This is a genomic window from Azospirillum sp. B510, assembly GCF_000010725.1.
Taxonomy (GTDB): domain Bacteria; phylum Pseudomonadota; class Alphaproteobacteria; order Azospirillales; family Azospirillaceae; genus Azospirillum; species Azospirillum lipoferum_B.
This window is the reverse complement of sequence record NC_013857.1, coordinates 341,895-367,578: the sequence shown is the minus strand read 5'-3', so window position 1 is coordinate 367,578 and position 25,684 is coordinate 341,895. Positions and strand designations below refer to the sequence as shown.

Sequence of the window (25,684 nt, the reverse complement as noted above, 5' to 3'; positions counted from 1 at the left end):
CTCTCCACCGCGTCCCGTCGATGCGGTCCGACCACCGGGCCACGGTAGCCACGGTAGCCCGCCGGCCTGCCGGCGGCAAAGCCGGCGAGGTCGTATCCCGTGACGGGAAGGCGGCTTTGCTGAGCTTGACTGGTCATGGTTCGCGGTCCCCCTGGCGGTTTCCGACGGCATCCTCGATGAGGAGGAGCAGATTTTCCGGATCGAGCGGCTTGGTCACGAAGGCGAAGGCCCCCTGGGCCAGCGAGCGGTTGCGGGCGGCCGGCGTCGCGAAGGCGGTCATCACGATCACCGGGTGCCGGCGTCCCAGTTGCAACAGCACCATCTGCAGGCTGAAGCCATCCATCCCCTTGAGGTTCAGGTCGGTGACGAGGCAGGCGGTCTCCCCCTCATAGGCGATGAACTCTTCGGCCGAGGAGAAGGTGCGGACCCGCATGCCGACGGAGCGCAGGAAATTGTCGAGGCTTTCCCGGATGGCTTCGTCGTCGTCGACGACACAGATGGTGGGAACACTCTGCACGACATCACACTCCAGCCACGGCCCGTCTCGTCAACCACCTCTGTCGCGACGGTCCATTTCACCAACCGGAGCCGGATGCGCCATTATACCTGCGTATAGGTTGACCCCCGCGGCGGCAAATGCCGCCTTGCGGGGGGAACCGGACCGGCGTCAGGCCTTGAAGAAGGCCAGCAGGTCGGCGTTGATGGTCTCGGCCTGGGTGGTCGCCATGCCGTGCGGGAAGCCCTTGTAGATCTTCAGGCTGCCCTTCGGCAGCAGCTTGGACGACAGCAGGGCGGAATCGGCGATCGGCACGATCTGGTCGTCGTCGCCATGCATCACCAGCACCGGAATGTCGATCTTCTTCAGGTCCTCGGTGAAGTCGGTCTCGGAGAAGGCCTTGATGCAATCGTAATGTGCCTTGGCGCCGCCCATCATGCCCTGCCGCCACCAATTGTCGATGGCGCCCTGCGAAACCTTGGCGCCCTCGCGGTTGAAGCCGTAGAAGGGGCCGGAGGGGATGTCGCGGAAGAACTGGGCGCGGTTGGCGGCAAGCGCCGCGCGGAAACCGTCGAACACCTCCAGCGGCAGGCCGCCAGGGTTGGCGGCCGTCTTCAGCATGATCGGCGGCACGGCGCCCAGCAGCGCCGCCTTGCCGGCCCGCGAGGTGCCGTGGCGGCCGAGATAGCGGGCCACCTCGCCGCCGCCGGTCGAATGCCCGACATGGAAGACGTTCTTCAATTCCAGCTTGGCGACGACGGCCAGCACGTCGTCGGCGTAGGTGTTCATCTCGTTCCCGCTCGCCGTCTGGGTCGAGCGGCCATGACCGCGCCGGTCGTGGGCGACGACACGGTAGCCGTGGTTGAGGAAGAACAGCATCTGGGCGTCCCAATCATCGGCGCTCAGCGGCCAGCCATGGTGGAACATGACGGTCTGGGCTTCGCGCGGCCCCCAATCCTTGTAATAGATCGAGGCGCCGTCCTTGGCGGTGACGAACCCGTCTTCGGTCTTGCCGTTGGTCATTGTCCGTTTCCCTTCGCTTTTGTGGGCCCCAGTGTCGCCGGCCTGGCGGCGTTCGGCAGCATCGGCATCGGTGGTGACGATGACGGCGGCGGCGGCGCCTGCGGCGGCCGCGCCGACGATCAGGCTCCGGCGGGTGGTCCCTGGAGCCCCGGAATCCTGGTGGTTCTCTCCGGATGTCATCGTGATGGTCCCTGTCAGTGCGTTGACGGTCGGGTCGAGCGGGGATGATCGATTGGCGCCGTGGAGCGCCGAGGGCTCAATGGCTACCGGATTTGGGAAATATTCAAAGCTATCCCTAGGTATTAAGAGTCGCTATAAGGAAATATCCGAACGAGATCCGGGGATTCAAGGGATTGTTTATGTCTTTATTTGCGCCATACTGGAAAAACGGACATGTTCCTCTCGGCTTTCCGTCCCCGGATTCCGTGTCTGTTTGTTTAAAAAATCTAATGAACCTGATCCTTATCGGCGTCGCGGAGCCTTTTGGCGGATGGAAGGAGCATGCTCATGGCATCGTCGATCAGCGCGGGTGAGCCGCCCCCATCCTCTGCCGGCATTCTCGCGTTGTCGATCGGCAATGCGGTGGAGCTGTATGATTTCACCATCTACAGCTTCTTCTCGCTGACCATTGGCAAGCTGTTCTTCCCGGTCCAGACGGCCTATGGGCCGCTGCTGCTGGCGCTGCTGACCTTCGGGGTTGGATTCGTCGTCCGGCCGCTTGGGGGAATCATCATCGGCGCCTATGCCGACCGGGCCGGACGCAAACCGGCGCTGGTGCTGACCATCTCGCTGATGGCGCTGGGAACACTGCTGATCGGCTTGTGTCCGACCTATGCCCAGATCGGCGTGGCGGCGCCCGTCGCCATCGTCATTGGCCGCGTCCTGCAAGGCTTTTCGGCGGGCGGCGAGATCGGCGTGGCGACCACCGTGCTGATGGAGATGGGATCCCCGGCCCGGCGCGGCCTGCGCGTCAGTTGGCAGATGGTGAGCCAGGGGGCGGCGGCGCTGCTGGGCGCGCTCAGCGGTTACCTGCTGTCGACCCATCTGCCGGCCGAGGCCTTGGAAGCCTGGGGCTGGCGCCTTCCCTTCCTGGCTGGGTTGCTGATCCTGCCGGTCGGTCTGTATCTGCGCCGCCTGCTGCCGGAAACGGCGCGGCCCGACCGCAGCGGCCGGGCCGTCCTGGCCGAGCTTCTGTCCGACCATCGCTCCAGGTTGGCGGCCGGCGTGCTGATGATCGCCGGCGGCACCGCCTCCACCTATGTCAACATCTACTACATGCCGACCTATCTGATCCGGATCGTCGGACTGCCGTCGCGAACGGCCTTTCTGACCGGCTGCGTCGCCGGGGTGACGATGGTGCTGGTGGCGCCGCTGGCCGGACTGCTGTCGGATCGGATCGACCGCCGCCGTCCCTTCGTCGCCTGGAGCGCGCTGATCAGCATGTGCCTGACCTATCCCGCCTTCCGGGTGCTGTCGCACGGTCCCGGCGTTCCGGCGGCGCTGGCCGTGGCCGGGCTGCTGATCGCCTTCAACGCGATCGGGGCGGGGTCGTGCCTGCTTCTGCTGATGGAGAATTTTCCAGCCCGCGTCCGCGCCTCCGGCCTGTCCATCGTCTACAGTGCCGGCGTGGCGATCTTCGGTGGCTTCGCCCAGTTCATCGTCACCTGGCTGATCAGCATCACCGGCGATCCGATTTCCCCCGCCTGGTATGTCTCGGCCTGCGCGCTCGCCACCCTTCTGGCCTGTACCCGCATGCGCGAGGTCCGGTCCTTGCCGAGGCTGGATGCGACGGCCGGGCCGGAACTGTCCATCGGGTGTGGCGGTGACCCCGCGCGGTTGTGACCTTGATGCGGTTGTGACGGACCGCCTCAGATCTCGCGCTTGCCCATCTGGCCGGCGATGTAATCGGCCTGCCGGATCGCCAGCGCGACGATGGTCAGGGTCGGGTTCTCCGACGCCCCGCTGGTGAACTGGCTGCCGTCCGAAACGAACAGGTTCTTGATGTCGTGCGCCTGGCCCCATTTGTTGACGACGCCGTCGCGGGCGTTGGCGCTCATGCGGTTGGTGCCGAGATTGTGGGTGGAGGGGTAGGGCGGGGTGTGGATGGTCCGCACCGCCCCCACCGCATCATAGACCGCCGACCCGCGGCCATAGGCGTGGGTACGCATGGCGATGTCGTTGGGGTGGTCGTCGAAATTGACGTTGGGGATGGGCAGGCCGAACTTGTCCTTCTCGGTCGCATGCAGGGTGACGCGGTTAGTCTCGCGCGGCATGTCCTCCCCCACCAGCCACATGCCGGCCATATGGTCGTAGGCGTCCAGTGCCGAACTGAACTCGCGGCCCCAGGCGCCGGGGTCGAGGAAGGCCGCCATGAAGGGCACACCGAGCGACAGCGTCTCCATCTCGTAGCCGCCGACGAAGCCGCGCCGCGGGTCGAAGCGGGATTCATCGCGGATGATCCCGGCCATGGTGGTGCCGCGGTACATATGCACCGGCCGGTCGAACATCGCATAGACCGAGCCGGTCATGTGCCGCATGTAGTTGCGCCCGACCTGACCCGACGAGTTCGCCAGCCCGTCCGGAAACATCGTCGAGGCCGAGTTCAGCAGCAGGCGCGGACTTTCGATCGAGTTGCCGGCGACCGCGACGATGCGGGCCTTCTGCCGGTGCATGGCGCCGGTGGCGTCGGCATAGAGCACGGCGTTGACCTTGCCCTTCGCGTCATGCTCGATCTTCAGCACCTGGGCGTTCGGCCGGACCTCCAGATTGCCGGTGGCCTCGCCCTTGGGGATCTCGGTGTAGAGGGTCGACCATTTCGCCCCGGATTTGCAGCCCTGGAAACAGAAGCCGATCTGCTGGCAGGCGCCGCGGCCGTCGCGCGGCTTGCTGTTGATCGACATGTTGCCGGTGTGGAACTCGTTGTATCCCAGCTTCTTGGCGCCGGCGGCCAGCACCTTGTAATTGTTGTTGCCGGGCAGGCGCGGGATGCCGTTGGTGCCGGTCGTCCCCATCTTGAACTCGGCCTTGTCGTAATAGGGCTCCATCTCCGCCAGCGTCACCGGCCAGTCGAGCAGGTTGGCGCCCTCCACCGCGCCATAGGTGGTGCGCGCCTTGAACTCGTGCTCCTGGAAGCGGAGCGAGGCGCCGGCCCAATGGACGGTGGAACCGCCGACCGCCTTGACGATCCAGGCCGGAAGGTTGGGAAAATCCTTCGCCACCCGCCAGCTTCCCGAGGTGGTACGCTTGTCGAGCCAGGAGATCTGCGAAAAGCTCTTCCACTCGTCATTCACGAAATCCTGGATCTCGTGACGCCCGCCGGCCTCCAGGCAGACCACCTTGATGCCCTTCTGGGCCAGTTCGTTCGACAGGGTGCCGCCGCCGGCCCCCGATCCGATCACCACCACGACGCTGTCGTCATCCATCGCGAATTTCGCAACCATGTCTCGATCCTCCCCATTTTTTCGGGCATTCGGTGGGCGTTCGGTACGGCCATGCCGTCAGGCGTCCTTGATCCAGTCCAGATCGTCGAAGCCGCGATGGATGTAGCCGCCATATTCGGCCGACGCCCCTTCGTAGCCGAGCTTCGCCCACACCTCCGGCTGGTTGTAGAGGGCGACCACCATGTCGCCGCGGACCTTGCGGAAGAAGGGCGTGGTCTCGATGGATTTCAGCACCGTGACGCGATCCGCCTCCGCCTTGATGGCGGCATAGGGCGCGTTGCCCAGCTTGCGCGCGGCCGCGTCAAGGGCGGCGGCCCCGTCATTGAGCTGGCCCGCCAGGGTGGCGTCCTTGGCCGCCGCCTGGTCCATCGAGGCCAGCGCCGCCTCGTAATAGGCGTCGCCCAGCCGGTCATGCGGATAGAGGTCGCGCACCATCACCAGCAGGGTCCTGGCCGCGTCGGGCTTGATGGCGGCCAGCCCCTCGGCCCAGGCCGGGGTCGCTCCGATCGACACCATGCCGCCGGAAACCGCACCGGCCGCCGCCACCGACGCGGCGGAGGTCTTCAGAAAATTCCGCCTGTTGAGCCGTGTCCGTTTGTCGAGAACGCGCATGATCGACGTCTCCTTCCCATGGTGAAGTGTTGTTGCCGTCGGGACTCAGCGGTAGCGGCCGTGGCGTTGCAGGACCTCGGTCTTGTAGCCGTCCGGATCAGTGACGAAGAAGAAGCGGGCCAGCAGGGTGCCGTCGGGGGCGAACTCCTTCACCGGGGTCACCGGGAAGCCCAGGGCCGACAGCCGGGCATGTTCGCCGTCCAGGTCGTCCACCGCCACCGCCATGTGACCGTAGCCGTCGCCATGGCTGTAGGGGGCCGCGCGGTCATGGTTGACGGTGAGTTCCAGTTCCATGTCATTTTCGGCGTTGCGCAGGTAGATCAACGTGAAGCCGTCGAATCCCAGCCGCTCGGCCGGTTCGAGCCCGAATGCCTTGGCGTAGAAGTCCAGCGACCGCTGTTCGTCGAGGACGCGCACCATCATGTGAATGATCTTGGCCATGATGTTTCCCGCGATGTCGATGAGGACCGGTGTTACCGTTTGGCGTTGGTCTCCAGGAACTGGACGATGTTCTTGCGCACACTGTCGTCGTCCTGCCGATAGTTCATGTAGCTGCCGGGAACGAACTGGTTGGAGTTGGACAGCCAATGTTCGAGATGCCCGGCGTCCCAGGTGAAGCCTGCGCCGCGTAGCGCATCCGAATAATCGAAGCCCTCAGCGGTTCCGACCTTGCGGCCGATGACGCCATAGAGCGGCGGCCCGGCGCGTGGCCCGTCGTCCTTCTTTAGCGAGTGGCAGGTTCCGCATTGCTGGCGGAACAGCGTCTCGCCATCCGCCGCCGCGGATTTTCGCGTGAAGGGCGAAAAGGGAATGGACAGAAGGAGCAGCAACATCACCCAGCGGTGCGGCGACATCCTCGCGTGCATCGCATGCCTCATTGTTTGAAAATCCTCCCGAAATCTTGGCCGAAGCCTTTGGGCGTCGGCACATCGGACCAGCCGATGCGGCGCCGTCGTTGGGACCAGAGCAAGGCCCATGCCATGCTGCGGATAGCTGGTCTGGACAAGAACAAAGGCGGGTTTTGTGCGATGTCGCATGACGACGCCGTCCCACCTGTCTCATTTTGGGACACTCCGGCGCGACATATCGTCCCATAATAAGACGATATGTAACACTGATAATCTTTAAAATCTCCCATCCATCAGGTTCCGGCGCTCTGGCACGCCGGTTGCTTTACAGGGTGGGCGTTGCAGCCGCCCCGGTTCGGCGGTCGCACACGGCCTGAGGCTGCGGACCTCCATCGCCGCGCCATCGCGCGGTTTTCGGTCCGGCCGATCCCGCCCTTGAAACCGCCGATGTTCCGTCATCCGGCGAATGCGGCCGACGCGATCCTTCAGGCCCGGATCACCAACATCGAAATCATGGGGAGAGACGACATGCCGGATGGATTGACGCTGAACAAGATCACCAGCCAGAAAGGCATCGGCATCACCGAGGCGGCCCGCCGCGTCGCCGATCTCGGCTGGACGCCGTCCTACGTCAAGGAAGCGATGGCCTTTCCGACCGACTACAAGATCTCCAAGGCGCCGCGCGACCCGATGAAGCAGGTCCTGCGCTCCTACTTCCCGATGCAGGAGGAGAAGGACAACCGCGTCTACGGCGCGCTCGACGCGGCGTTGCGCGGCGACATGTTCCGCAATGTCGAGCCGCGCTGGATCGAGTGGATGAAGCTGTTCCTGGCGATCATCCCCTTCCCGGAAATCTCGGCGGCGCGGTCGATGGCGACGCTGGGCCAGCTGGCGCCGGGCGACGATTTGCGCACCGGCTTCACCATGCAGATGATCGATGAGTTCCGCCACTCGACGATCCAGATGAACCTCAAGAAATGGTACATGGAGAACTACATCGATCCGGCCGGCTTCGACATCACCGAGAAGGCGTTCGGCAAATGCTACGCTACCACCATCGGCCGGCAGTTCGGTGAGGCCTTCCTGACCGGCGATGCCATCACCGCGTCGAACATCTACCTCCAGGTCGTCGCCGAGACCGCCTTCACCAACACGCTGTTCGTCGCCATGCCATCGGAGGCGGCGCGCAACGGTGATTACGCCCTGCCCACCGTCTTCCTGTCGGTGCAGAGTGACGAATCCCGCCACATCGGCAACGGCCATTCCATGCTGATGTCGGTGCTGAAGGAACCGGACAACCATCTGCTGCTGGAACGCGACATCCGCTATTCCTTCTGGCAGAACCATATGATCGTCGATGCCGCCATCGGCACGATCATCGAATATGGCACCAAGCACCGCGACAAGAACAAGGAATCCTACGCCGAGCTGTGGCACCGATGGATCTTCGAGGATTATTACCGCACCTACATGCTGCCGCTGGAGAAATACGGCATCAAGATCCACCATGACGATGTCCACGAAGCCTTCGACAGCATCGTCAAGAAGAACTATGTCCACAAGATCGCCCAGTTCTTTTCGGCCGGCTGGTGGGCCAATTTCTGGCGCATCGAGGCGATGACCGAACGCGACTTCGAATGGTTCGAGAGCAAGTATCCGGGCTGGTATGACGAATTCGGCGTCTGGTGGGAGAATTACGCCAAGCTCAGCAAGCCCGGCAGCGTGCCGATCACCTTCGCCGATACCGGCTATGTCTATCCGCACCGCTGCTGGTCCAGCCTGGTGCCCTGCGTCATCCGCGAGGATTTCCAGATCGACGAGGTGGACGGCGAGCTTTACACCTACGCCTCCGAGGTCGACCGCTGGACCCACAAGGAAGCCTTCGCCGCCGAATATCAGGGCCGTCCGACCCCTGCGATGGGCCGCTTCTCCGGCCGGCGCCAGTGGGAGGAGGTCTATGACGGCTGGGACCTCGCCGACGCCATCCAGGACATGGGCTTCGTCCGGCCCGACGGGAAGACGCTGATTGCCCAACCGCATCTGTCCTTCGAGGAGAAGGACATGTGGACGCTGGACCATGTGCGCGGCCACACCATCCGCAGCCCGCTGCTGGCGCTGCGCGAAATGACGCCGCAACAGCGTCAGGCGCATGTCGAGGACTACCGCAAGGGCTTCAAGATCCGCCGGGTCTGATCCCCCGCCTGTTCATTCGTGCCCGCCCCCCCTTTCCGGATGGAGAGGGGGAACGGGATCCGCCGCGGACATCACAGGCGGACATCGCCTGCGGAGATCGACAGACCATGACCGCACAAGCGCTGCACAACAACCCGGCCGTCCACACGGTGCGGCTGGAACCGGTCGGCATCGAAATGGAGGTCGCGGAAGGGGAAACCATCCTCGACGCGGCCTTCCGCCAGGGCGTCTCGCTGATGCATGGCTGCAAGGAGGGGCAATGCTCCGCCTGCAAATGCCTGCTGATCGACGGCGATGTCGAGATGCTGAAATACTCCACCTTCGCGCTCTCCGATCCGGAACGCGACAGCAACCACATCCTGCTTTGCCGCTCGCTGGCCTACAGCGACGTGGCGGTCGAACTGCTGAATTACGACGAGGATCTGCTGTCCCGCTCCATCCCGGTGAAGGATTTCAACGCGCGGCTGGCGGCGGTGGGGCCGCTGACCCATGACATCGTCGCCATCGCGCTGGACCTCGACCAGCCGATGAAGTTCTGGGCAGGGCAGTATGTCGACATCACGTTGCCCGGCATCGGCCTGACCCGCTCCTTCTCGATGGGCAACCCGCCGGTGGACGGTAACCGGCTGGAGTTCATCATCAAGAAATACCCGGACGGCGCCTTTTCCCGCCAGCTGGACGGCGGCCTGTCGGTCGGCGACCGGGTGAGTGTTCGCGGTCCCTACGGCACCTGCTTCCGCCGCGAGGGGCGGGACGGGCCGATGATCCTGGTCGGCGGCGGGTCGGGCATGGCGCCGCTGCTGTCGATCCTGCGCGATCAGGCCACCAGCGGCGAGACGCGGCCGGTGCGCTTCTTCTACGGCGCCCGCAGCCGCCGGGACCTGTTCCACCTCGACCTGTTCGAGGAATTCGCCCGCAGCCTGCCGGACTTCGCCTTCATCCCCGCCCTGTCGCATGCCGAGGAGGGCGACGGCTGGACCGGCGAGACCGGCTTCATCCACGAGGTGCTGCGCCGGCACCTGTCCACCATGGATGAGGTGGAGGCGGCGGACGTCTTTTCCTGCGGGCCGCCGCCGATGATCGACGCGGTGCTGCCGGTCTTGCAGATGGCCGGTGTCGAGTCCGCGCGCGTCTATTTCGACAAATTCACCCCCGCCACCCGCTGAGCCGGGCTTGCGCAAATACGGGAGGAACGACGATGACCATGCAGGACACCGCGACAGCATCCGCCGCCGCCGGCGCCAAGATCTTTCCGGGCTCCGACAGCCGCCGTTACAATTATTTCGAGCCGAAGGGCCGCAAGGCCACCCATTACGAGGATGTGACCGTCGACGTCCAGCCCGATCCGGAGCGCTACCTGCTCCAGAACTGGATCATCTCCTTCGGCGACGGCACGCCCACCTATTCCAAGGACTGGACCGCGCTGAAATGCGCGGACTGGCATGGCTTCCGCGCGCCCGACCAGGAATGGGAGCGCACCCATTACCAGCGCCAGTCCACCATCGTCGGCATGATTCAGAATGTGGTGGAGAACGCGCGGCGCGCCGGTGCGCCCCAACGCTTCGACAAGGCCTGGGTCGCCGTGCTCCAGAACCATGTCGGCGCCTTCAAGCATGCCGAATATGGGCTTGGCACCGCGCTGATGCGGGCGCAGCGCTATGGCTACACCCAGATGGTCAACAACGCCATCTTGACCAACGCCTCCTACAAGCTGCGTTTCGCCCAGGATCTGACGCTCTATCTGGCCGAGGTCGGCAGCGATATCGGGACTTTCGACCTCGATGCCGGCAAGGCGCATTGGCTGGACGACCCGATCTGGCAACCCTGCCGCGAGGCGGTGGAGCATATCCGCGCCGCCACGGATTTCCTGGAACAGGTTTTCGCCGTCAACCTCGTCTTCGAGCCGCTGGTCGGCGAGCTGTTCCGCAGCGGCTTCGTCATGCAGGTTGCGGCGGCGCAGAACGACTTTTCCACCCCGTCGGTCATCTCGGCGGCCGAGGCCGACTATGAGCGGAACCTCGCCAACGCGGTGGAGCTGTTCGCCCTGCTGCTGCGCGACCCGGCCCATGGCGAGGACAACCGGACCATGCTGCAAAGCTGGTTCGCCCATCACGGTGGGCTGGCGGTGAAGGCGGCGCTTCAGCTTCAGCCACTGTGGTCGCTGCCCAGGGTCAAGGTGGCGAGCTTCGGGGAGGCGTTCGAGCGGGCGCGCGACCGCGTCGCCGCCATCGGGCGCGAGATCGGCATCGACGCCGGTCTGCCGGCCCTGCCGCCGGTCGAGGTCGGGCAGCCGGCCGCCGCGGTCACCGCTCAGGTCAACGGCACCGCGGCCGAGTGAATCTTCCCGCATCTCCGCCAGACGAGGACGAAAACCATGAGCGTCACCACCGTGCAGCAGCTTTTCAAGCCGCTGAAGGACATCACCCAGGACGGCACCATCTCCCATCAATGCGGCGTGACGATGAATGACAGCGTCGAGGCGCGCTGCATCGCCGAGGTGATGGAAAGCAAGCCCGGCATCACCGTCACCTATCTGCCGGCGATGATCCGCATCGATGGCGAGGGCAAGATCGAGTTCAGGATGAGCGAGATCGGCGAAGCGCTGGGTCGCGAGATGACCCCGCACATCTTCGAGATCTCCACCTCCACCCACTACGGCCGCATGGTCATGATCGACGAGGACACGGTCGTCCTCTTCGGCAACATGGACGACGCGCTGGCCTACGAGTGACCTCGGGAAGGCGGAGGCCGCATCAGGTCCAGCGGGCTCCGCCTCTTTTTCAAATCCGCAAAATCAAGAATGGAAGGGAAGGACGCCATGCCGAAGATGATGCTGCACCGTGCCGAGGCGCGGGCCGCGCTTGCCCGTGGGGTGGGCAAGCTGGCGCTGGCGGTGCGCGGCACCCTGGGGCCGAAGGGGACCAACGCGATCATCGACCGTCCCATCGGCACGCCGATGATCTCGCGCGACGGCGTCAGCATCGCGGCGGAGATCGAGCTGCCTTGCCGCTTCGAGAATATGGGCGCCCAGGTGGTGCGCGAGGTGTCGAAACAGACCAACGATGTGGCCGGCGACGGCACCACCACCGCGACCGTGCTGGCCGACGCGCTGATCCAGGATGGCGTCGCCGTGCTGGCGGATGGCGATGGTTCGGGGCACGGGTCGGTCGAGCTGATCGAGGGGATGGAGCGCGCCTGCGGCTTCGTCCTCGACCAACTCCGCCACATGGCCCGGCCGCTGGACAGCCACGCCCGGCTGGAGCAGGTGGCGACCGTCGCCGCGACCGATCCGGCGCTCGGCCGGCTGGTGGCGGATGCCCTGCGCCGGGTCGGGGCGGAGGGGGTGATCGACATCGACTATGGCCAGCCGGGCGCGCCGACGGCGCTGCATGTGCTGGAGGGCATGGTGCTGGACCGCGGCTTTCTCTCCCATCACATGGCGACCGAGCCGACCGGCCAGACGGCGGTGCTGGACCGGCCCTATATCCTGCTGACCGACCATAAGATCGCCGATCCGGCACCGGTCCTCCGTCTGGTCGACCGCATCGCCGCCGGACATCGGCCGCTGCTGATCGTCGCCGACAATGTGGCGCCTGAGGTGGTGGCGGCGCTGATGGCGTTGCGCCGCGACGGACGCGCCACTGTGGTGGCGATCAATCCGCCGGAATTCGGCCATTGGCGTCAGGCGATGATGGAGGACATGGCGATCCTGACCGGCGGGCGGGTGATCGCCCGCGATCTCGGCGGGCGCCTCGACGCCGTGTCGGCGGAGGATCTGGGGAGCGCCGACCGCATCGAGGTGACCGCCGGCCGCACCAGCATCCTGCGCGGGCATGGCGACGCCGACGCGCTGGCGGCCCGCCGCGCCCTGGTGCAGCGCCAGTGGGAGGAGGCGCCGCCCAACATCGAGCGGGACAAGCTGTCCCAGCGGCTGGCCAAGCTGACCCACGGTACCGCCCTGATCGAGGTCGGCGGCGCCACGCCGGTGGAGCAGAAGCGCACCGCCCAACTGCTGGAGGATTCGCTCGCCGCCGCCCGCGCCGCGCTGGCCGAAGGGGTGGTGCCCGGCGGCGGCACCGCGCTGGCCCGCATCGCCCCGCTGCTCGACCACCTGGCGGAGGATGTGGCGGGAGGCGGGGGCGCCGCCCTGGCCGACGGGGTACGGTTGGTGAGGCGGGCGATGCTGCAACCCCTGCTCTGCATCGCGGAGAATGGCGGCCTGGATGGGGCCGGGGTCGCCGCCCGGATCGCGGCGCTTCCCGACGGCTCGGGCTTCGACGCCCGCACCGGCCGCTTCGGCGACCTGTTCGCCGCCGGCATCATCGATCCGGTCAGGGTGACCTCGCTCGCCCTGTTGAACGCGGTGTCGGTGGCCAAGCTGGTGCTGACCACCCATACCCTCATCGCCGACATCCCCGATGACATCGATCCCACCGCCGGCCCGGCGCGCGGCGGCGGAATGGAACGGTATGGGCGAACCTGATCCCGCCTCCCTTCCACCTTCGGCGACAAAAATGGGAAAATGGCCATAGAGTATTCCGCTACTACCCCTCCCGCCCCGGCCCGGCTTATAATTTTCTATACAAACAATCCTTGATACGGATGATTTGGCCAAGAGCCTCCACATCCCTGTCCAAGGACAATCGGCGCATCGGGACGCTCCTGAAAAAGGGAGGCCCGAAAGACGCGGGAAAGCAGGGAGGGGACCATGTTGGCCAACGAACAGGCCGCCGTCGGCCGTCTGGCCGTCGCGTCGTCCGGGCCGGCGTTCCAGGCGCTGGTGGATGGTGAAACGGCGACGATGAAGGCGTGGGAGGATTTCGTTTCCGGGACCAGGCGCGAGAATTTGCCGGTGCGCGACGTGGTCATCCGGTCCTGGACCCGCTGTCAGAGCTTCCTGGTCGATGCGCGGGCGGACGCGGCGCCGGTGGTCGGCAGCGACCATATCGAAGCGCTGCGCCGCGACAACCGTGACCTGCTCCAGGCGGCCGCCTCGACCTTGGCGGAGGCGGCGGACCTGCTGGCCGGAACCCGCACGGTGATGCTGATCACCGATGCCAGCGGCGTGGTGCTGGAGGCGGCAGGAGATCGCGCGACGCTGAGTTCGGCGCGCGACATCAGTCTGGCTTGTGGCGGCCAGTGGGGCGAGACCTGCGCCGGCACCAACGGGATCGGCACCGCTCTGGCCTCCAGGCAGCCGGTGCTGGTCCAGGCGGCGGAGCATTATTGCGCCGGCATCAAGGGATGGAGCTGCGCCGGCGCGCCGATCCATGACCCCGTCGACGGGTCGGTCGTCGGTCTGCTCGACATTTCCGGCCTGAAGCAGAGCTTCAGCGGGCAGGCGCTGGCGCTCGCCGTGGTCGCCGCCCGGCAGGTGGAATGGAACCTCGCCCGCCAGATGGAGGCCGAGCATGTGCGGCTGCTCGAAGCCTGTCTGGAGGACAGCCAGAAATATGCCGGTGAAGGGTTGATCGCGCTGGATGCCCGCGGGCGCCTGCTCTATGCCAGCCGCAAGGCGGAATCCCTGTTGAAGGCCAGCCTGGGATCGGACTTGCCGCGGCTGAGCCGGGGGACGAAGCTGCCCCTTGTCGAGCTGCCCCCCGTCGATCCGTCCATTGTCGGCATGACGGGCGGGCCGGCCGTCGAGAGCGCTTGCCGCCTGCCGGTGCCGGCCGACTGGGTCCGTCCGCTGATGCTGGATGGGGAAAGGCGCGGGACGCTGCTGATCATTCCGGGAACGGTGCCGGCCCGCCGGCCCGGCGGGCGCCGTCCGGTGCCGGACGAGTCCGACCATGCCCGCTCCCGCTTCGCCGATATCGTCGGGGCCAGCGACAGCCTGCGCGCGGTGGTCGGGCAGGGCGAACGCCTGGCGCCGCTGCCGGTGCCCGTCCTGATCGAGGGGGAGACCGGCGTCGGCAAGGAACTGTTCGCGCGCGCCATCCATGGTCACAGCGCGGTGGCGGGTGGTCCCTTCGTACCGTTCAATTGCGGTGCGGTGTCGCGCGAGATGCTGGGTAGCGAACTGTTCGGCTATGTGCGCGGCGCCTTCACCGGTGCGGCGGCGGAGGGGCGGATCGGCCGCTTCGAGCTGGCCGACGGCGGCACGCTGTGTCTCGATGAGATCGGCGAGCTGCCGCTCGACCTCCAACCCTATCTGCTGCGGGTGTTGGAGGAGGGGGTGCTGTACCGCATCGGCGACAATGTCCCGCGCCGGGTGTCGGTGCGGCTGCTCGCCATGACCAACCGCAACCTGCGCCACGAGGTCGCCGCCGGCCGCTTCCGTCGCGACCTGTATCATCGCCTCGCCGTGACGGCCTTGCGGGTGCCGCCGCTGCGCGAGCGGCATGGCGATGTCTCTCGCCTGATCTCCCACTTCAACGGCCTGCTGGCGGAGCGGCACGGCCGCGCGCCCGTCCGCTTTGCCGCGGCGTCGCTGGATTTGCTGCAACGCTACGACTGGCCGGGCAATGTGCGCGAGTTGCGGAATGTGATCGAAAGGGCGGTTCTGCTGTCCACCAGCGGAAGCATCGAGGTCGGCGATCTTCCGGACGAACTGCGCGACGATCGCGGGGGTGTCTGCGACGGCGTCACGGCTGGCGGCTGGTCGCCGTCCTGTCCGGCGCTGTCCGGTCCGGCGCTGCCGATTCCGGCCTCATCCGGCCCGGCGGCGATGTCCCTGACGCGGACCGAGCAGCGGACCATCGAGGATGTGATCGCCGCCACCGGTGGGAACCTGTCGGACGCGGCAGTGGTGCTGGGGATTTCCCGCAGCACCCTGTATCGCAAGCTCAGTCAGCACGGCATTCAGAGAGCCGCCCCGCGCCGGACCCGACCCCATGGCGACGGGATCGGCCGCGACGGCCCCTGACGCCGGGTGCGATGCGGGATCGCGCCCGGCGATCCGCACACCGGGCCTGATCTCCTCCGCCTGTCCCGCGAAGGGCATGACGGATTAGGGAGGGCAGTGCTTACGCCTGTTCCGGGTGAATGCCGAGGATTTCGGCGGCGATCTTCGCGACGTTGCCGTTGACCGGAGGCGGGGCGATGTTCACGCCCTGCTTAAGGGCGGTGGTGACGGTCTCCAGGACCTTGAGGCGGGCGTGCCATTTGGAGTTGGCCGCCACCGCATGCCATGGTGCCTGCGGGGTCGAAGTGCGGTCGAACATCGCTTCCGCCGCCTTGACGTACTCGTCCCATTTGGCGCGGTTGCGCAGATCCTCCTCGGTCAGCTTCCAGCGCTTGTAGGGGTTCTTCATCCGCTCGCGGAAACGCTCAAGCTGTTCTTCCGGCGTGATGTGCAGGAACAGCTTGATGATGCGGACGCCGTCGTCGGTCAGGAGCCGTTCGAATTCGTTGATCTCGGCATAGGCGCGCTTCCACTGGTCCTTGGTCGCGAACTGCTCCACCCGCTCCACCATGACGCGCCCGTACCAGGACCGGTCGAAGATGGCGAAGGTGCCGGCCGCCGGCAGCTTGGTCCAGAAGCGGTAGAGGTAATGCTTGCCCTGCTCCTCCGCCGTCGGGGCGGAGATCGGCCAGACATGGAAGCCGCGGGGGTCGAGCGGCTCGGTCATGCGACGAATGGCCCCGCCCTTGCCGGCCGCGTCCCACCCCTCGAACACCACGATGGCGCGGCGCTTCTCGTGCCAATAGGTCTGCTGGATGTGCAGCAGCTCCTTCTGGAGCTTGCCGAGTCGGCGGTCATACTCCTCCGCGGTTTCGATCCGCAGCTTGTCCTGGTCCAGTTTACCGAGGCGGATTTTGGAGACCTTGCCGGGCTTCTCGGCCATGCGCTGCATCCTGTGCTGGTTGGGGTGGGGCGGGTTCCCGATGTTGGGGGCTCCCGATCGGGCGGGCGGAACCTTCACCGCCCCGGCGGGTTGACCCGCGGGGGCATGGTGTCGGCCGTGGCGTCGGCGCCGATGCGCCCTTGAAGGGAACAGCGCCGCTGCCGCTTGGCCGATCCCACAACGGGGAGCGGCAGGCTGTCAACGGGGAAGCAGGGCCAAGCAAGGGGGTTCCATGAGCATCGTCGGACCGCGCATCTACAACCTGTTTCCGACCCTGGCCGGTCCCGTCCGCGATTGGGCGGGACATCTGCCGCGGATCCAGGGGATGGGTTTCGATTGGATCTTCCTGAACCCGATCCATCAGCCCGGCTTCTCGGGCAGCCTCTATGCCATCAAGGATCCGTACCGGCTGCATGACGCCCTGCGCGGCGGATCCTCCGACGGCGATGACGAGTTGCTGCGCCGATTCATCGCGGAGGCCGCGGCGCATGGCCAGTCGGTGATGATGGATCTCGTCATCAACCACACCGCGCGCGACGCCCTGCTGGTCGAGCATCACCCCGACTGGTACAAGCGCGGTCCCGACGGCGATCTGCACCGCCCCGGCGCCGTCGATCCCAACGACACTGCCCATGTCACGGTGTGGGGCGATCTCGCCTCCCTCGACTATGACCGGGCGGAGTCGCGGGCCGGACTGGTCGGCTACTGGTCCGACTATCTGCGCCATCATATCGGGCTGGGCGTGCGGGGGTTCCGCTGCGATGCCGCCTATCAGGTTCCAATGGAGGTGTGGAGAAGCCTGATCGATGCCGCCCATGCGGTGAATCCGGAGGTGAAATTCTTCGCCGAGACGTTGGGCTGCACGGTGGAGCAGGTGCGCGAGCTATGCGGCGCCGGCTTCGATTTCCTGTTCAACAGCGCCAAATGGTGGGATTTCAAGGCCGACTGGCTGCTGGACCAGTATGAGGCGTTCCGCTGGATCGCACCGTCCGTCGCCTTTCCCGAAAGCCATGACACCGACCGGCTGGCGGCGGAGGTCGGCAGCCAGGACGCCGTGCGGCTGGCCGCCCAGTTGAAGATGCATTACCTGTTCGCCGCCAGCTTCTCCACCGGTGTGATGATGCCGGTGGGGTTCGAATATGGCTTCACCCGCAAGCTGGATGTGGTGCGCAGCAGCCCCGCCGATTGGGAACCGCCGAAGCTGGACCTGACCGGCTTCATCGGTGCCGTCAACGCGATGAAGGCCGCCACCCCGGCGCTGAATGTCGAGGGGCCGCAGCGCCGCGTCACCTCGCCCCACAATCCGGTGCTGGGGCTGATCCGGCAGGTGGATGGCGCCGCCCTCGACCAGCCCGACGCCTGCGCGATCCTGTTGCTGAATCCGGACGAGAACCGCGCGCATGATGTGGATGTCGGTCCGGTGCTGGCAGCCACCGGCGGCACATACGAGGCGTTCGAGGACGTGACGCCGGAGGCCGAACCGTTGGCGATGGAGCCGGGTGCGGCCATGACGCTGCGCCCGATGGAACTGCGCGTTTTCCGCGCCCGCGCCGCCCGCAGCCATGCGGTCGAACTGCATGAAGTGGAGGAGCGGGAGTGGATGGATTCCCTCGCCGCCGGCCGCATGACCATCGAGGCCGTCTATCCGGAGCTGGACGGCGGTCGTTTCGCCATCAAGCGGGCGGTCGGCGACGTGATGGAGGTTTGGGCCGACATCTATACCGACGGCACCTTCGTGCTGGCGGCCTCCGTCCTCTACCGGGCGGATGGCGATGACGACTGGAGCGAGGCGCCGATGCGCCTCCACGAGAATGACCGCTGGGTCGGCCGGGTGCCGCTGACCCGCAACGCCCGCTACACCTACAGCATCGAGGCGTGGCGCGACGTGTGGGAAAGCTGGCGCGCCGATTTCAAGAAAAAGGTCGATGCCGGACTGGTCGTCGATCTGGAACTGGCCGAGGGCCGCCATTTCGTCGAACAGTCGCTGGACCTGAACCTTGGTGACGGGGGCGCGGCTCTCCAGGCGGTGATCGGGCGCATGCGGGAGCTTTCCGGCCGGGAGGCCATCGATTACGCCCTGTCGGACGAGCCGCGCCGTGTCATGGCGCGGTATGGTGAGCGGCAATACAGGTCGCGCTATGTCCGGGATCTGGAGGTCCATGTCGACCGCACCGCCGGCGCCTATTCGGCTTGGTTCGAGATCTTCCCGCGTTCGGCCTCGCCCGATCCGTCACGGCCGGGCAATTTCGACGACGTGGTGAACCTGCTGCCGATGGTGCGCGACATGGGGTTCGATGTGCTGTATTTCCCGCCGATCCACCCCATCGGCCGCGCCTTCCGCAAGGGCAGGAACAACACGCTGAATCCCGGCCCCGACGATCCCGGCGTGCCCTATGCCATCGGTGCCGAGGAGGGCGGACACGACGCCATCGACCCGATGATCGGCGATTTCGACGGCTTCCGCCGGCTGGTGCGCGAGGCCAGGCGGCACGGGATCGAGATCGCGCTGGATTTCGCCGTCCAATGCTCGCCCGACCATCCCTGGGTGAAGGAGCATCCGCACTGGTTTTATTGGCGGCCCGACGGCAGCATCCGCTACGCCGAGAATCCGCCGAAGAAGTATCAGGACATCGTCAATGTCAGCTTCTATCGCCAGTCCTATCCCGGCCTGTGGTACGCGCTGCGCGATGTGGTGCTGATGTGGTGCGGCGAGGGCGTGCGCATCTTCCGCGTCGACAACCCGCACACCAAGCCCTTTCCCTTCTGGGAATGGATGATCCGCGAAGTGCAGGACCGCTACCCCGACGCGCTGTTCCTGGCCGAGGCCTTCACCCGGCCCAAGCTGATGAAGCGGCTGGCCAAGGTCGGCTTCACCCAGTCCTACAGCTATTTCACTTGGCGGAACACCAAGCAGGAGTTGACCGAGTATCTGACGGAGCTGACGCAGGGGGAGTCGAAGGAGTATATGCGGCCCAACTTCTTCGCCAACACGCCGGACATCCTGCCCAGGATTCTGACCGAGGGCGGACGGGCGGCCCACATGATGCGGGCGGTTCTGGCGGCGACGCTGGCCGGCGTCTACGGTCTTTATGGTCCCTATCTGCTGTGCGAGGCCGAGGCCTATCCCGGCAAGGAGGAATACAACCATTCAGAGAAATACGAGATCCGGCATTGGGATTGGAACCAGCCCGGCAACATCCGCGACTATGTGACCGCCATCAACCGCATCCGCCGCGAGAATCCGGCGCTTCAGCAATTCACCAACCTGCGTTTCTACAACGCCTTCGACGACAACATCCTGCTCTACGGCAAGATGACGGCGACGAAGGACAATGTGATCCTGATCGCGGTCAATCTCGATCCCCACAACAGCCATGGCGGGACCATCGAGGTGCCGCTGTGGGAATTGGGCCTGTCCGACGGCGCCCATGTCCAGGTCGAGGATCTGTTCAGTGGCCACCGCTTCACCTGGATCGGCAAGTTCCAGCATGTCTGGCTCGATCCCCAACGCAACCCGGCGGCGATCTGGCGGATCGTGCCGCCGGGGGGGTAGGCCGACGGGGATGCCGGTGGGCAAAGAACGTCCCATAAAAAAAGCGGCCCGGAGGGGCCGCTTCCATTTGGCTGCCGGGTCCCGATCAGCGGCGGCGGATCATCGCCACGCCGCCGACGGTCTTGTCGAGAAAGGCGATCATCGCGTCCGATTTGTTGCCGACGGAGCAGGCGGCGAAGGACATCCACCAGCGTGCCATCGAAGGCGTCCAGCCGTAACGGTCGGCGATGGCCTGGACATCGAGGCTGGCGGTCGGAGTGGTTGTTTGGGCAGCGGTCGCGGCGCCCGCGGCGCGGGCCGCACCGGACGGGGTAATCTGGGATTCGACGCTGTGCATGGTTCCTCCCAACGGGGACATTCGGTTGTCCGCCTGTGCGGCACCTTATCCCTCAACCGCCGGAAGTGGCAGAGTTGCTTTGGTCCTAACGGGTACTATACCTTTGGGTGCAAAACCCGCGGCCACCTGGGCACCGTTCGGGTAGGCGGAGCGGATAACTTCGGATTTCCAAGCTCCTATCTCCGTGGTAGGGAGCGACCAAGCGGCTGGGCCGGGGCGGCCCCGGCCGTCTCCGGGCCTGGACCGGGTCAACATGTCGCAGGGCTGTCCCCGTTCCCCTCACTTGGAGGCGAGCAGGGCCCTTGGAGCGCGGTCGGCGCCGCTGGCCAGCGGCAGCTTCGGGTTTTCGATCCAGGCGACGATGTCGTCGACGACCAGTTTGCCCTTCAGGTCACGCAACAGCATGTGGTAGCCGTCGGGATAGACGGCGACGACATGCCGCCCGCCGGTTTCGAACTCCTTCAGTGCCCGCTCGACCGGCTTGGGTGGCAGCACCTCCTCATGCGCGCCATAGAGGACCAGGGACGGGATTTGCAGATGCTGGCAGGCGTCGAGCGCGCTGCCCATCAGGTCGGTCAACCCCTCCAGCGCATCGACCCGCGATCCCTTGATGACCAGCGGGTCGCGGCCGAGCGCCCGCAGCATCTCGATGTTGTCGGATGGATGGATGTCCAAATCCTGCGGCGGATGGACGACCATGCCGGGGACGAGGGTATAGGTGATCCACAGGGCGGCGCGCGGGAAGAAGCCCATGGCCTGCCGGCCCCAGACGGCGGGGGCGACCAGGATGGTGCCGGCGACCTCGGGCGGATTGGGGCCGGTCATCGCGGTGAGCACCACCGCCCCACCCATGCTTTCGCCCAGAAGATAGACCGGGACGCCGGGATGGCGTCGGCGCACCATTTCGACCGCGGTGCGGGCGTCGCTGACCAGGGTCGGTGTGCCCGGCCATACGCCGCGGTCGCGGGTGGCGCCGAAACCGCGCTGGTCATAGGCGTAGGTGGCGATGCCGGCGGCGGCGAAGTCGCGGCCGGCGCCGTCGAAGGCGTTGGAATAGTCGTTGAAGCCATGCAGGGCGACCACCGCCGCCCGGACCTTGCCGTCCGCCGGCAGCCAGGAACGCATCGGCAGCTCGAATCCGTCGGCGGCGATCAGTCCCCGGTCGTTCAACCGCGGCTCGACGACGGCCGCTCCCATCGGCTGGAAATCCGCGGCGCAGCCGCCAAGCAGAAGCCCCAGCCCGAGAACAGCCGCCAAGCCGACAGCCGCCAACCCGCTACGCCGCATGGATTACCTCTGTGTCGCCGTGCGCACTGCCTGTCAGTTGGAGGAATATATCCTCCAGATCCGATTCCTCGGTCGTGACATCGACGATCCCGATGTTGGCCGCGGCCAGCGCCGACAAGATGGCGCCGGCGCGCTGGCGGCTCGGGTGGTAGCGCACCACCATCCGCCGCGGCTCCGGCACTTCGACGGTGTAGCCCTCCAGCGCCGGCGGGGCGGCGGGCAGATCACGGTCCAGCGTCAGGCACAGCGCCTTGTTGTCCACCCGGCGCAGCAGGGTCGTCTTCGGTTCGCACGCCACCACCTGCCCGTGATTGATGATGGCGATGGTGTCGCACAGCTCCTCCGCCTCCTGTAGATAATGGGTGGTCAGCAGAACTGTGGTGCCCGCCTTGTTCAGCGTGCGGACATACTCCCAAAGCTGGCGGCGCAATTCCACGTCGACACCGGCGGTCGGCTCGTCCAGGATCAGCACCGGCGGGGTGTGCACCAGCGCCTTGGCCACCATCAGCCGGCGCTTCATGCCGCCCGACAGCGAGCGGGCATGGGCGTCCGCCTTGTCGGAGAGCCCGACGGCCTCCAGCAGCTCCTCCGTCCGGCGCTCCCTCTTCGGCACGCCATAGAGGCCGGCCTGAAGCTCCAGCATCTCGCGCGGGGTGAAGAAGGGATCCATGTTCAGCTCCTGCGGCACCACGCCGATGGAGGCGCGGGCGCGGCGCGGATGCTCCGACACCTCGTGGCCCCAGATGCTGGCGGTGCCGCCGGTCTTGTTCACCAGCCCGGCCAGGATGTTGATCATCGTCGATTTGCCGGCGCCGTTGGGGCCGAGCAGCCCGAACAGCGTCCCGCGCGGAATGGCGAGGTCGATGCCCTTCAGGGCATGCTTCGGCCCGGCCTTGCCGGTCGGCTGGTAGATCTTGGTCAGGCCGCGCAGCTCCACCGCGTTGGCCGGGAGCGAGACGGGCGTGGGGGTATCGGTGGGCGCGGCCATTGATCCTGAACCATGATGTTTGCGGTTGACGAAAAAGCCCCGGTGTCCGGTGGTTTCCCCCGTTGATCCGCGGCGCGCGATGGGTATCATCCGGCCCGCGCGCACGGAACCCTGTTCGGGGACCCGGACAGCGGGCATGTCCACGATGGCGTGAACCGGCGCGCCTGTCAAAACAGAGGATGACTGCCATGCAGCCGACCGAGACGATCCTTGTTGAAACCTCGACCGTCGGGTGCGACGGCGGCGGCGGCGCGCTGGGCCATCCGCTGGTCTATCTGACGCTCGATGGCGAGGGGAAGGTCGAATGCCCCTACTGCTCGCGCGTCTTCAAGCTGAAGGAAGGCGCCAAGGTCGCCCACGGCCACTGACCGTCGTTCGGTCCTGCCGGCGGGCCGGTCAGATCCGGCCGGCCGGCAGGACCAGCACGACCAGCGCCGGCAGTCCCTGCCAGAAGGCCAACGCGTCGCGGTCGGTGGAGGCCCCCTCCCCGCCGCTGGCTTGCGTGCTATCCGGTCTTTGGTGTCGCGCCGGTCAAACCGCCTTCGGTTTGATCAGAGATTCAATCGGCACGCGATTTGCCAACCGTATCGTCGTATGGAAACATGCCGTTTTCCGCCAGTCCACTTGGGAGTGGACTGCCGCACAGCCTTGCTTCTGCCTAAAGACTGTGCGGGCTTGAATAAAAAACAACCACTCATCCCGCAGCTGCCGTGAAACCGAAGAGGCGAGCCGCCGTGTCGCCAGGGTAAGCTCGCGCGAATTTTTCAGATTTTTAATAGGGTCATGGATTTCTACCCTTTGATATCAATAGCTTGATGGGAATCAGCCTGAACGCAAATGGCGGTTGGTCAGTGTCGGTTACCTTTTTGTTATATTTTCGCTTCGCACTATGAGACAGTATCGACGATGGTGCTTGACGGCGCTTATCGAACCAGCGTCTACTTTGCCGCATTGCGGAAAGGTGGCAGTTTCACAATCGTTGTTTGAGTTGTGCGCTTATGTTGTTTCCAGGCGGCATTGGATCGGCGTCGGATGAGGCGCGTGGCATGAGTTATGAGACGGAAGAGCAATATCGCAGCATCTTCGAAAATGCTGTCGAGGGCATTTATCAGACCACCGTCGACGGTCGTTACCTTCGTGTCAATCCGGCGCTCGCCGAAATCTATGGCTATGCTTCGCCCGAAGATCTGATCGCCAACCTTACTGACATCGCCTGTCAGCTTTATGTCGATCCGGGCAAGCGCGAGGCCTTCGCCGACTTGATGGCCCGGCAGGATCGCGTCCTCAGTTTCGAGGCGCGCGTCTTTCGCCGCGACGGATCGATCATCTGGATCTCGGAAAGCGCGCGGTGCGTGCGCGACCCGGCCGGCCGCATCCGCTATTATGAAGGCACCGTCCAGGACATCACCGAACGCAAGCAGCATGAGGAGAAGATCCGGCTGCTCGCCACCGTGTTCGACAGCGTCGCCGACGGCATCCTGATCGTCGATCCCGAACTGACCGTCCAGGCGATCAACCCCGCCTACGAGATCATGACCGGCTTCCAGCGCGAGGAGCTGCTGCGTCGTCCGCTGGTCCTCTTCGCGCCCGGCTCGCACGAGCGTGATTTCATCGATGCGATCTGGACCACGGCGCGGCAGTCCGGGCGCTGGCAGGGGGAGGTCACCAGCTTCCGCCATTCCGGCGACGCCTTCGCCGCCGCCCTGTCGGTGACCTCGGTCCGGGCACCCAACGGCGTGCTGGAACATTATGTCCTGACCATCGCCGACATCAGCCAGCGCAAGTCGCAGGAACACCAGATCCGCTATCAGGCCAGCTTCGACCGGTTGACCGACCTGCCCAACCGCTGGCTGGTCTGCGAACGGCTGGAGGAGGCGATCATCCGGGCCCAGCGCGGCAAGAGCAAGGTCGCCGTCGCCTTCCTCGACCTCAACCGTTTCAAGCAGGTGAACGACACGCTCGGCCATCATGCCGGCGACGAGTTGCTGAAGCTGGTGGCGCGGCGCATGCGCAACTGCACCCGCATGACCGACACCGTCGGCCGGCTGGGCGGGGACGAGTTCCTGATCGTGGCGCCCGACGCTGCCGACCGGTCCGCCGGCGCCCGCTTGGTGGAGAAGGTGCTCTATTCGATGTCGGAGCCGTTCAGCGTCCACAATCAGGAGCTTTTCTGCGGCGCGTCGATCGGCATCGCCTTCTACCCCGACGACGGCGACACCGCCGACCAGCTCCTGCGCAACGCCGATCTCGCCATGTACCATGCCAAGCGCAACCCGGAGCACAAATACGTCTTCTACGACAGCGGGATGCGCGAACGCTCCGGCTTCACCCTGGGGCTGGAAAGCGATCTGCGCCGGGCCAGTGGCGGCGACGAGTTCGAGTTGCATTTCCAGCCGAAGATCGACCTTGCCGGCAACATCACCATCGGAGCGGAGGCGCTGATCCGCTGGCGCCACCCGGTCCGCGGCATGGTGAGCCCGGCGGAATTCATCCCGCTGGCCGAGGAAACCGGCATGATCTGGGAAATCGGCGCCTGGACGCTGATCGAATCCTGCCGCCGGCTGGCCGATTGGATCGAACGCGGCCTGCCGATCCCGTCGGTATCGGTGAACCTGTCGCCGCGCCAGTTCCAGGACGCCCGCCTGGTCGGCTTCGTCCGCAGCGTGGTCGAGGCCGCCGGCATACCGGCCGAACGGCTGGAACTGGAATTGACCGAGGGGGCGATGATCGGCGACATCGAAAAGGCGGTCACCATCCTCAACGGGCTGAAGGATATCGGTGTGCGCCTGTCGATCGACGATTTCGGCACCGGCTACTCCTCGCTGGCCTATCTCAAGCGCTTCCCCATCGACACGCTGAAGATCGACCGCAGCTTCGTCCGCGACATCGTCAAGTCCACCACCGACCCGGCCATTGTCGGCACCATCGTGAATCTGGCCGAAAGCCTGGGCTTCGACACCATCGCCGAAGGGGTGGAGACCCACGAACAAGCCGAAATGCTGCGGCAGCAGCGCTGCACCCGCATCCAGGGCTATCTGATCAGCCGGCCGCTGCCGGTCGACCAGTTCGAAGCCTTCCTCCGCAACAGCGTGGTGCCGGCCTGACGCGGCGGGGACA

General features: G+C 65.8%; 20 protein-coding genes. 10 read left to right on the top strand and 10 right to left on the bottom strand.

Annotation, left to right across the window (positions count from 1 at the left end; genetic code table 11):
* Positions 1-133: 133 nt before the first annotated feature.
* Together AZL_RS26075 and AZL_RS26070 are read right to left on the bottom strand one after the other, a co-directional pair.
* Positions 134-517: a response regulator transcription factor gene (locus AZL_RS26075; RefSeq protein WP_012977419.1), complete on the bottom strand. Its 384-nt coding sequence runs from the start codon at positions 515-517 to the stop codon at positions 134-136.
* Positions 518-667: 150 nt separating this feature from the next.
* Complete coding sequence (locus tag AZL_RS26070; RefSeq protein WP_042445864.1) at positions 668-1,519, bottom strand: alpha/beta fold hydrolase; 852 nt, start codon at positions 1,517-1,519, stop codon at positions 668-670.
* Between the two features lie 507 nt (positions 1,520-2,026).
* On the opposite strand from AZL_RS26070, the gene AZL_RS26065 reads away from it, so the two are divergent.
* Positions 2,027-3,361, top strand: a complete 1,335-nt coding sequence (locus tag AZL_RS26065) for an MFS transporter (RefSeq protein ID WP_247894466.1) — start codon at positions 2,027-2,029, stop codon at positions 3,359-3,361.
* A gap of 26 nt (positions 3,362-3,387) precedes the next feature.
* Here AZL_RS26065 and AZL_RS26060 read toward each other — a convergent pair whose 3' ends face one another.
* Genes AZL_RS26060 through AZL_RS34780 form a run of 4 tightly spaced genes read right to left on the bottom strand, consistent with a single transcriptional unit; the run spans position 3,388 to position 6,437 of the window.
* Positions 3,388-4,959, bottom strand: a complete 1,572-nt coding sequence (locus AZL_RS26060) for a GMC family oxidoreductase (RefSeq protein WP_012977416.1) — start codon at positions 4,957-4,959, stop codon at positions 3,388-3,390.
* A gap of 57 nt (positions 4,960-5,016) precedes the next feature.
* A complete protein-coding gene (locus AZL_RS26055; RefSeq protein ID WP_012977415.1) occupies positions 5,017-5,571 on the bottom strand; it encodes a twin-arginine translocation signal domain-containing protein in 555 nt (184 codons plus the stop codon).
* 45 nt (positions 5,572-5,616) lie between these two features.
* Complete coding sequence (locus AZL_RS26050) at positions 5,617-6,012, bottom strand: VOC family protein (RefSeq protein WP_012977414.1); 396 nt, start codon at positions 6,010-6,012, stop codon at positions 5,617-5,619.
* A 32-nt stretch (positions 6,013-6,044) separates the two neighbouring features.
* Positions 6,045-6,437 (bottom strand): c-type cytochrome, encoded by a 393-nt coding sequence (locus AZL_RS34780; RefSeq protein ID WP_148219647.1) that lies wholly within the window; start codon positions 6,435-6,437, stop codon positions 6,045-6,047.
* A 510-nt stretch (positions 6,438-6,947) separates the two neighbouring features.
* Here AZL_RS34780 and AZL_RS26040 point away from each other — a divergent pair.
* From AZL_RS26040 to AZL_RS26015, 6 genes are all read left to right on the top strand, one after another.
* Complete coding sequence (locus tag AZL_RS26040) at positions 6,948-8,612, top strand: aromatic/alkene/methane monooxygenase hydroxylase/oxygenase subunit alpha (protein WP_012977412.1); 1,665 nt, start codon at positions 6,948-6,950, stop codon at positions 8,610-8,612.
* A 107-nt stretch (positions 8,613-8,719) separates the two neighbouring features.
* Positions 8,720-9,778, top strand: a complete 1,059-nt coding sequence (locus AZL_RS26035; protein ID WP_012977411.1) for an NADH:ubiquinone reductase (Na(+)-transporting) subunit F — start codon at positions 8,720-8,722, stop codon at positions 9,776-9,778.
* A gap of 32 nt (positions 9,779-9,810) precedes the next feature.
* Positions 9,811-10,950: an aromatic/alkene monooxygenase hydroxylase subunit beta gene (locus AZL_RS26030; protein WP_012977410.1), complete on the top strand. Its 1,140-nt coding sequence runs from the start codon at positions 9,811-9,813 to the stop codon at positions 10,948-10,950.
* Positions 10,951-10,986: 36 nt separating this feature from the next.
* Positions 10,987-11,343, top strand: coding sequence for an MmoB/DmpM family protein (locus tag AZL_RS26025; protein ID WP_012977409.1), 357 nt, complete (start codon positions 10,987-10,989; stop codon positions 11,341-11,343).
* Positions 11,344-11,430: 87 nt separating this feature from the next.
* Positions 11,431-13,095: a molecular chaperone GroEL gene (locus AZL_RS26020; RefSeq protein WP_012977408.1), complete on the top strand. Its 1,665-nt coding sequence runs from the start codon at positions 11,431-11,433 to the stop codon at positions 13,093-13,095.
* Positions 13,096-13,320: 225 nt separating this feature from the next.
* On the top strand, positions 13,321-15,480 hold the full coding sequence (locus AZL_RS26015; protein WP_012977407.1) for a sigma-54-dependent Fis family transcriptional regulator: 2,160 nt from the start codon (positions 13,321-13,323) through the stop codon (positions 15,478-15,480).
* A gap of 100 nt (positions 15,481-15,580) precedes the next feature.
* Here AZL_RS26015 and AZL_RS26010 read toward each other — a convergent pair whose 3' ends face one another.
* Positions 15,581-16,402, bottom strand: a complete 822-nt coding sequence (locus AZL_RS26010; RefSeq protein WP_052293781.1) for a polyphosphate kinase 2 family protein — start codon at positions 16,400-16,402, stop codon at positions 15,581-15,583.
* 232 nt (positions 16,403-16,634) lie between these two features.
* Here AZL_RS26010 and AZL_RS26005 point away from each other — a divergent pair, with 232 nt between their 5' ends.
* Positions 16,635-19,955, top strand: coding sequence for a maltotransferase domain-containing protein (locus tag AZL_RS26005; RefSeq protein WP_012977405.1), 3,321 nt, complete (start codon positions 16,635-16,637; stop codon positions 19,953-19,955).
* A gap of 85 nt (positions 19,956-20,040) precedes the next feature.
* Here AZL_RS26005 and AZL_RS26000 read toward each other — a convergent pair whose 3' ends face one another.
* From AZL_RS26000 to AZL_RS25990, 3 genes are all read right to left on the bottom strand, one after another.
* A complete protein-coding gene (locus AZL_RS26000) occupies positions 20,041-20,292 on the bottom strand; it encodes a hypothetical protein (RefSeq protein ID WP_042445663.1) in 252 nt (83 codons plus the stop codon).
* A gap of 279 nt (positions 20,293-20,571) precedes the next feature.
* Entirely contained in the window at positions 20,572-21,549 is a 978-nt protein-coding gene (locus AZL_RS25995; RefSeq protein ID WP_247894465.1) for an alpha/beta hydrolase, read from the bottom strand.
* Between the two features lie 19 nt (positions 21,550-21,568).
* Positions 21,569-22,567, bottom strand: a complete 999-nt coding sequence (locus AZL_RS25990; RefSeq protein ID WP_012977402.1) for an ABC transporter ATP-binding protein — start codon at positions 22,565-22,567, stop codon at positions 21,569-21,571.
* A gap of 179 nt (positions 22,568-22,746) precedes the next feature.
* Here AZL_RS25990 and AZL_RS25985 point away from each other — a divergent pair, with 179 nt between their 5' ends.
* Both AZL_RS25985 and AZL_RS25980 read left to right on the top strand, forming a co-directional pair.
* A complete protein-coding gene (locus AZL_RS25985) occupies positions 22,747-22,935 on the top strand; it encodes a zinc-finger domain-containing protein (protein WP_012977401.1) in 189 nt (62 codons plus the stop codon).
* Between the two features lie 678 nt (positions 22,936-23,613).
* Positions 23,614-25,671: a sensor domain-containing protein gene (locus AZL_RS25980; RefSeq protein ID WP_042445660.1), complete on the top strand. Its 2,058-nt coding sequence runs from the start codon at positions 23,614-23,616 to the stop codon at positions 25,669-25,671.
* The last annotated feature ends 13 nt before the right edge of the window (positions 25,672-25,684 follow it).